This window comes from bacterium (assembly GCA_037131655.1).
Taxonomy (GTDB): Bacteria; Armatimonadota; Fimbriimonadia; order Fimbriimonadales; family JBAXQP01; genus JBAXQP01.
This window is the reverse complement of record JBAXQP010000134.1, coordinates 1-7408: the sequence shown is the minus strand read 5'-3', so window position 1 is coordinate 7408 and position 7408 is coordinate 1. Positions and strand designations below refer to the sequence as shown.

The window sequence follows — 7408 nt, the reverse complement described above, 5'->3', positions numbered from 1 at the left end:
GATGTAGCTCGAGCAGCTTTTAGTTATCTCGTTGATTTTCACAAGACTGGACAAACTTCCAAAGTTGCCATTGAATTCCCCATGCGATGTTGTTTCAAGCTGACTGCCGAGACGGATGTGCCGATGCAAGCAGGGCTAGCCGGATCGACCGCTATTCTCACCGCAATCATGGCGGCCATTCTATCCTATTCCAATGTCGAATGGAACAACTGGCAGCTTGCTGAGATGGTCGGAGAATGCGAATTCCACCGCATGGGCATTATTTGCGGCTATCAAGACCAATACATGACTTCCTTGGGCGGCCTCAACTATATGGACTTCAGAGGCAAAGAAAAACTTCAACATAAACCCGGAACGGAACCTTTTGCAACCGTCGAAAGCCTTTCAAAGCACGTCAACGAGCTTCCGATGCTGCTAGCTCACACTGGAGTTTCACGCCATTCCGGCAAAATGCACAAGAGCGTTCGCCTGAGATGGGAAGAAGGTGAACCATTAGTTGTTAAAAGCATGGAGCGGATTGCGGAACTAGCCCGCGTTGGAAAAGGGGCGCTGCTTTCAAAAGATTGGCAAACCGTGGGCGAACTGATGAATGAAAATCACGCAATCGTCCGCGAATTAGGCGGAAGCGGTGAATCAAACGAATGCCTCATCAAAGCAGCATTAGAAGGCGGAGCAATAGGCGCCAAACTCGCTGGAGCCGGTGGCGGCGGAACGATTATCGTCCTCACTCTTGATCCCCAAACTACCAAAGACGCCCTCCAAAAAGCCGGAGCCGAACAATTCCTCGCACTTTCCCCCTCTTCTTCAGGTGTAACAGTTAAGTGGATTTAGAGGGAATATTAATGCAGCTTATTAAGCGGACACTTCTATTGGGAGAAGACCCGTCGTTAACGTTTACTTGTTCACTATCGAAACAAGGTAGTTGTACCAACCCTGATTGATTAAGAACCAAATGATTAACGGAGCGAGCGCTAGACCTGGGATTAGATTCGAGACACGGATATTTTTCATTTCCAAAAGACGAAAGCCGATGCCTAATAAAATAATGCCCCCAGCGGCGGTCATCGCCAGCATTGTGGGGTCGGTTTTGGCCATTCCGCTTAATGTGCCGGCAGCGATGGTCAGCGATCCCTGAGCCACTAAAACCGTACCGGCAGAGAGTAATACACCCCATCCAAAGGCCGCAGCGAAGAAAGTGGATGAAAAGAGGTCTAAAATACTTTTAAGCGCCAGAAGTTGGAACCCCTGACCTAATCCGTCTTGTAAGCACCCAATAATCGTCATCGGGCCAACGCAGAATACTATGCTTGTGGTCACAAAAGCTTGTTGAAAGTGACTGCCGTCACCGTTTGGCAATCGTTTTTGGGCATACTCGCCTATGGCATTCAGCCCTTTTTCAATCCCAATCAGCTCGCCAATCAAGCCGCCGACGATTACGCTGACGATTGATACGATCCCGATGATTGCGTTCGGGGCGGCCATAAACATCTGTGCGCCCATCGCCAAAGTTGCCAGCCCCAAAGCGTGCATTGTGAGTTCTTTATAATGAGGCTTCAGCCTTTTACCAACCGTCACTCCGATAATCGTTCCAATCGTGACGGTCGCGACATTCATATAAGTGCCATACATGACCGGGATTATGACACACCAATAGGGCTACAACTAGCGTTTGCTCCCAGACTTATCTGCGTTCAGGCTTTAAATTATCGCCCAGGCAGCTTTGAGTTCTTAAGATAAGCAGAAAACCCGCTTGTGGAGCCGCATTGTTTTGTCGGTGAGCATTCCAGTAAGCTTGCTCTTCCGCTACCCATTGCCTCAAAAAGCTTTTCTCTCTTATATTTCCAACAATCTAAAGCCAGGACCAACCATTTTAGACCAGTTACGGATTTCTTCGCCGTAGCTTCCGTAGGCGATCATCCAGTGGTGGCCGATGCCTTCTTCGTGGATCCAATTGATGATATCCGGGGTTGGCTTATTGAAACGAACTCGTAGCGGATTGCCGGGGAAGACCAATTCTGAGGGCAGCGCTTCACCCTCTAAGAGGGCGCATTGGTAGCCTGCGAGGGATGGCACAAAACCGATCAAAGTCACATGTCCCGGCTTTGCGGGGAATAAAGCGCAAACCCCCTGACCCATCAACCGAACCGAGTTCAGGGCTATTTCGGATTGCTTATGAGCAAGACTGAACGAACCTGAACCACAGTGGGTGAAGATAACCGTTCCGTCCTCCATCGGGTCGAGCCAGTCAGTATTATGAGTTGGCTGCGAACTTAAAAGGGTAAGCATGTACTGAGCAACCGCCCCGTTGATATCCCCCTCACACGCAAGCGGGAAGCCCTCATCGGCCAAAAGGGAAGCGGCGAGGCAGACACGGCCCATTAGATGCGGATAGCAGCCGATGGATGCCGCATCGAGTTTGTGCTCCTCAAATAGCTCCCTGATTGCAGCATAAACGCGCATGGAGTCGATACCTTCGGCTTCCTTGACCTTGCATGAACCGGCTTTGCTGACCATCTCTTGCCAAAGATTTTTCGCTTCATCTTCCAGCATCTCATTAGCCCGTTTTAACAGCAAAGGCAAATCCAACGGTACAACTCGGGGGCCTATGATCTTTTTGAGCATGAATTCATTCGCTGAAGTATGGGTCATGCCGGGAATTCGCTGGCCGGCAGCGCCTATTCGAGCGCGGCGCATTCGGCTTTTTAAAGCTGCTGCACGAAGGTAACTCATCGCCGAATTGGCGCATTTTTCTTCGCTAATAGTCCCGAAAACTGCGGTATAGGGCTTCTCAAGCTGCTTCATGAAAGCTGTAAACTGTTGGGTTCCGCAAAGCGCGCCTGTTTCCATTCCCGGCTGGGGCCAAAATAGGATTGGCCGGTCGCATTCTTCCAAGAGATCCAAGACTAAATAGTCTTCAAACCAACATGCCGGCGCGAGGGCGATCGCATCCACATGCCCTTCCGCCATCTTCAAACCTGCCGCAGTTGCCTTTTCAGGCGTATCGATAGAGCCGCATTGAATGACATCGCAGCCGAGCTTTTGCAGAAGCTCCTCTAATGCTGCCGCAGCAGCAGGAGCTCGACCGGCGCCAACTTCTAACGGGCTGGAGAGTGCGCCCACACCTACTTTTGGAACTAGTCTAGCCTTTATAGCCATATTATTAACCCCTAATGATATTCCTTCCAAGCTTCAATCATTGCTTCTATACCGCTCCAGGGCGTGTCGGGAAAGATGGCATCGACAGGGTGAAGAATAAACCGGTTAGTCGGCCCGAGAACATCCATCGCGTGCCTTACTTCGTTGCGAATTTGTTCAGGGGTACCGGAATGAAGTGAGACGGAGTTCATTCCGCCCACCAATGTCATTTTGCCGCCTAATAAATCTCTTGCAGCCTCGACCGATAGGCCATCCTGAACGGGATCGACAAAGTAGAGCACATCTACTCCCGCATCCGCCAAACGCAGCCCGAGCTTTTCGACCCCTGTAGTCATAGTGTAGCCGAACTTCTTGCCATACCTGTGAGCCATTTCGGCGCAGGATTTGATATAGGGATAAACAAATTTATCGAAGAGCGCAGGCGACCACAGGTCAGTCGATGAGTACCAACCACGCGCCACCACCATATCGACTCCGGGAGTTGAGGCGGCCAGCTCGATGCGGGCTAAATCTGTCTTTGTGATAATGCCGATTAACTCACCAAAAGCTTCAGGCTCATCCATCGCCAAAAGGATAGCCCCTTCAGTTCCGGCAAACCAAACCACCGCATCCATCCCAAATCCAGCCCATGCTTGAACTGCCACATTTTCTTTGTCGGCAAACGCCTTCACCTGTTCCATTCGAGCTTTGAACCAATTCTTGGCTTCATCGTTCGGAGGGCAATAGAGATAAGACATCGGCGGCACATCTTCAGGCCCCGCCACGGCATGTTTGACCGCGCGTGGAATATTATAATCTTCGATAAGAGGCACTTGATTTGGCTGAGTAACCCATCCCGCACCAGTATCTTCGCCCGTTTCGCGGATCGCATGGCGAATTGGCCCGCACGGTGTTTGATAATCGCGAAATTGAACCGGATACTTCGGATCCATTGTACCGGCAGGGACTCGATTATCTTCCCAAGTAACTGCTGAATGAATGCTCCAAGGAACGGAAACATCGAGAATATCATCGATACCAAGCTCTCGCCAAGCCAATACGCGGCGGCAATCATCTTCAAGGGTCCACTGCTGCGGGAGGGTATGAATATGCTCCATTCGTAAACTATACCAATAGTCCCGATCCCCCCACTTCAACTTATCCTGCGCGGGCAATCCGAAGCACCAGGTAGTCAGCGGCACCCGATCCGCCTCAACCCCATTCCAAGCCGCAAAAATTCGTTCTCGACTATTCATCCAATACTCCTAGACATGATTTCCATTCGTATCCATGATACCTTCTTGGGCTTTTCAATAAGGATCACTTGCTCCTTCTCCCTGTGCAAATAAAGCTATCTTGTCAATTAAGTTCATAGCTCATGGAGAAGGTGGGGATGAGGGTCGTAGTTTGAGCATGGCTAAAATAAATTGCGGTCAACCTCTCAAAAGCTTACTGAATGCAAATCCTGACCGCCCATCGATACGTCCCTGAGACCTATTCAGGGACACAAGGTATCTTTTGTAGGGGCGTAGCTTGCTACGCCCTCCGGAGGGCAGGGCAAGCCCTGCCCCTACATCAGACAAGAGAATCCAGAGCCGATGAGATGCCGGCGCAACGGTAGAATGTCTTTCGTTTAAGCACAAACCAAAGCAGGGCGGCCCAACGGGTCGCCCTGCTTAACTACTTAGAATCAGAACCTACAGCCCGCTCACCATCATTTTGCTGATTAGTAATGTCGGTGAGGCGGTGGAGCCTTCGAAGATTAGATCACTGCCGATGCCTTCAATATCGTTCAAGATATCAAGCATCTTGCCCGCGACGGTGACTTCGTCGACGGCATAGGCTAACTTGCCGTTTTCAATCCACATGCCAGCCGCACCGACAGAGAATTCGCCGGTGACTGAATTCACCCCGCCGCCCATAATCTCCATTACATAAAAGCCATTTTGAACTTGCGCAATAAGCTCTTCAGGGGTTTGGGCGCCTGGCTCGACATAAAAGTTAGAGGGGGAGGTATGCGGAATCGAATCATAACCTCGCGAAGCGCTGCCTGTTGAGGCGACGCCGACTTTGCGGGCGGTTCGAGTGTCGTAGAGAAAATTCATCAGAACACCGGCTTCGATGATCGGTATACGCTGTTTGGGCATGCCTTCATCATCGCAGGGAGCAGAGCCAAGCGCTCGCGGTTTTGTGCCGTCATCAACCACATTCAGCTTATCGGTCGCAATTTTGGCGTCTTTTTTGTCCCGCAAGAAAGACATCTGGCGATAGACCGCATCCCCATCAACGGCTCCGCAGATACCACCGATGAAAGAGGCGGCAATGCGTCTTTCCAACACAATCGGAACCTGCTGAGTGGGCATTTTTCGCGCCCCGAGCTTTCGGATGGCAGTTTCTGCCGCTTTTCGCCCAACCTTCTCCGGTTCGCCTAAATCACTTAAGAAACGACCAGCGGCATAATCGAAAGCCATCTGCATCTCTTCGCCTTCAGCTGAGATAGGCACACACACCAGCACGCAATCCGAGGTCTCGAACTGAGTATTGACTCCTTTCGAGTTCAATAATCGCACACGTGTAATCCCAGTCGAGCAACTGGCGCCTTCGCTATTGATAATTCGTTTGTCAGTCGCAAACATCGCCGCTTCGGCTCGTTTTGCGAGTTCAATCTTCTTTTCAGCCGGGGTGTTCTCGATTTCAGGGTCGAAAAGGTCTAAATCGACATTAGGGATCGGTTTAGGATCAGGCAAACCGTTTGCGGGGTCAGCAGAAGTGATCTCCGCCAAACTAAGCGCCCGCTCGACGATGCCATTTAATGCGCTTTCGGAAAAATCGGTGGTGCAGGCAAAACCCAATCGGTTCGCCTTAAACACCCGCAGCCCAAGACCTTTGCTGTTGGCCTGGGTCAACTTCTCGATTTCACCTTGACGCACATCCACCGAAAACTTGGTATTCGATTGAATGAATACATCCGCCTCATCCGCGCCCCCACGACGCGCCGCCTCAAGCATCCGTTCCGCAAGTTCTGTTTCTTTCATAGTATAAAAAGAGTAGCACTTGCAGGCGTCCGGTTGCAAGTCGGTTGATTTATCTTCGGTAAAGAAGGATTTTAAATAGTTGGTGTTGAATTATAAAATATTACTATTTCGGAGGTCTGCCATGAAATTGCGTATCATCGTCTTTGCAGCAATAGCTATTAGCGCTATCACATTTTTCAGCGCTTGCTCGTCGAATCGCTCTGCTAGCTCCGCAACAAGCTCAAAACCATCGGCTGTATTGCCCCCTATCCCAGGAATTACGGCTGAAAACTATCCGGTGGTCGATGGCTCAACTTCCAATCGGCACCTTATCGAACTTTTGGCCTGCCGTGTGGTTGGATTAAAAGGAGAATTAAAGCGGTCGCTAGGTAGTCACTGGGCTGAATCGAGCGTCGTTGTCGTTCCCATCGATACCGATCCTGCCAAAACTGAAGCATATAACAAAGCTACTTTCGCAAGAAGAACCCGGGGAACTCATGATGCTTATTTGAATTTGCTCAACGAGACAGCTGCAAGTGTACGTGTATTCGAGTTCAATCCCCTGAACCACCCCGCAGGATTGATCGTTGTCGCACGGGCGCCTTCTGATGATGAATTGGCGGAGGCTAAAAAGAAAGGGGAGACGTATGATGTTCGTCCTGTCGCGCTTGATGCGTTCATTTTTATCGTGAATACCGCTAATCCTGTTAAGAGCTTGACACTAAATCAAGTTCGGGACATTTACACCGGAAGAACGAATAATTGGAAAGCGATTGGAGGCACGGATAAAGAGATTCTGGCCTTCATCCGCGAGCGCAACTCCGGAAGCCAAGAATTGATGGAGAAGCTCGTCATGAAAGGAGAAACGATCACCGCTAAAGAAGATCGGATGCTTATTACCATGACAGCCCCTGTCGAGCGGGTTTCAAAAACGACGAATGCTATCGCGTACTCGGTCTTCTACTATGAGGAAATCATGTCCCCCAGCCCCAACAATGAGCTTGTGGCGATTAATGGGGTCATGCCTACCCGTGAAACCATTGCCAATCGCAAGTATCCCCTGACCGCCGAAGTCTACGTAGTCACCCTCAAAAGCCTCAATCCCAATAGCCCAGCGGCGAAGTTGAGAGACTGGCTGTTGAGCGATGACGGCCAACGGTTGGTAGCCGAAAGCGGCTACGTGCCCATCCGAACAGTGAAGTAGAAAGGAAACCAAGCGTTGGCAGTCCACTGAGGTAAAATAAAGAAGAGAATCAAAT

General features: G+C 50.4%; 6 protein-coding genes. 2 read left to right on the top strand and 4 right to left on the bottom strand.

The window, feature by feature from the left end:
• On the top strand, nucleotides 1-831 hold an 831-nt coding region (locus WCO51_07530; protein ID MEI6513111.1), incomplete at its 5' end, for a hypothetical protein.
• A gap of 63 nt (nucleotides 832-894) precedes the next feature.
• Here the strand turns inward: WCO51_07530 and WCO51_07525 are convergent.
• From WCO51_07525 to WCO51_07510, 4 genes are all read right to left on the bottom strand, one after another.
• A complete protein-coding gene (locus WCO51_07525) occupies nucleotides 895-1614 on the bottom strand; it encodes a DUF554 domain-containing protein (protein ID MEI6513110.1) in 720 nt (239 codons plus the stop codon).
• A gap of 219 nt (nucleotides 1615-1833) precedes the next feature.
• A complete protein-coding gene (locus WCO51_07520; GenBank protein MEI6513109.1) occupies nucleotides 1834-3156 on the bottom strand; it encodes a hypothetical protein in 1323 nt (440 codons plus the stop codon).
• Nucleotides 3157-3167: 11 nt separating this feature from the next.
• Nucleotides 3168-4391, bottom strand: coding sequence for a uroporphyrinogen decarboxylase family protein (locus tag WCO51_07515; GenBank protein ID MEI6513108.1), 1224 nt, complete (start codon nucleotides 4389-4391; stop codon nucleotides 3168-3170).
• Nucleotides 4392-4832: 441 nt separating this feature from the next.
• Complete coding sequence (locus WCO51_07510) at nucleotides 4833-6170, bottom strand: TldD/PmbA family protein (protein ID MEI6513107.1); 1338 nt, start codon at nucleotides 6168-6170, stop codon at nucleotides 4833-4835.
• 121 nt (nucleotides 6171-6291) lie between these two features.
• On the opposite strand from WCO51_07510, the gene WCO51_07505 reads away from it, so the two are divergent.
• The gene (locus WCO51_07505; protein ID MEI6513106.1) at nucleotides 6292-7353 is read left to right on the top strand and encodes a substrate-binding domain-containing protein; all 1062 of its coding nucleotides are present in this window, start codon (nucleotides 6292-6294) and stop codon (nucleotides 7351-7353) included.
• Nucleotides 7354-7408 lie beyond the last annotated feature (55 nt).

Coding starts and splice junctions, on each gene's coding strand:
- WCO51_07525 (MEI6513110.1), bottom strand. CDS start 1,614: ATGAATGTCGCGACCGTCACGATTGGAACGATTATCGGAGTGACGGTT.
- WCO51_07520 (MEI6513109.1), bottom strand. CDS start 3,156: ATGGCTATAAAGGCTAGACTAGTTCCAAAAGTAGGTGTGGGCGCACTC.
- WCO51_07515 (MEI6513108.1), bottom strand. CDS start 4,391: ATGAATAGTCGAGAACGAATTTTTGCGGCTTGGAATGGGGTTGAGGCG.
- WCO51_07510 (MEI6513107.1), bottom strand. CDS start 6,170: ATGAAAGAAACAGAACTTGCGGAACGGATGCTTGAGGCGGCGCGTCGT.
- WCO51_07505 (MEI6513106.1), top strand. CDS start 6,292: ATGAAATTGCGTATCATCGTCTTTGCAGCAATAGCTATTAGCGCTATC.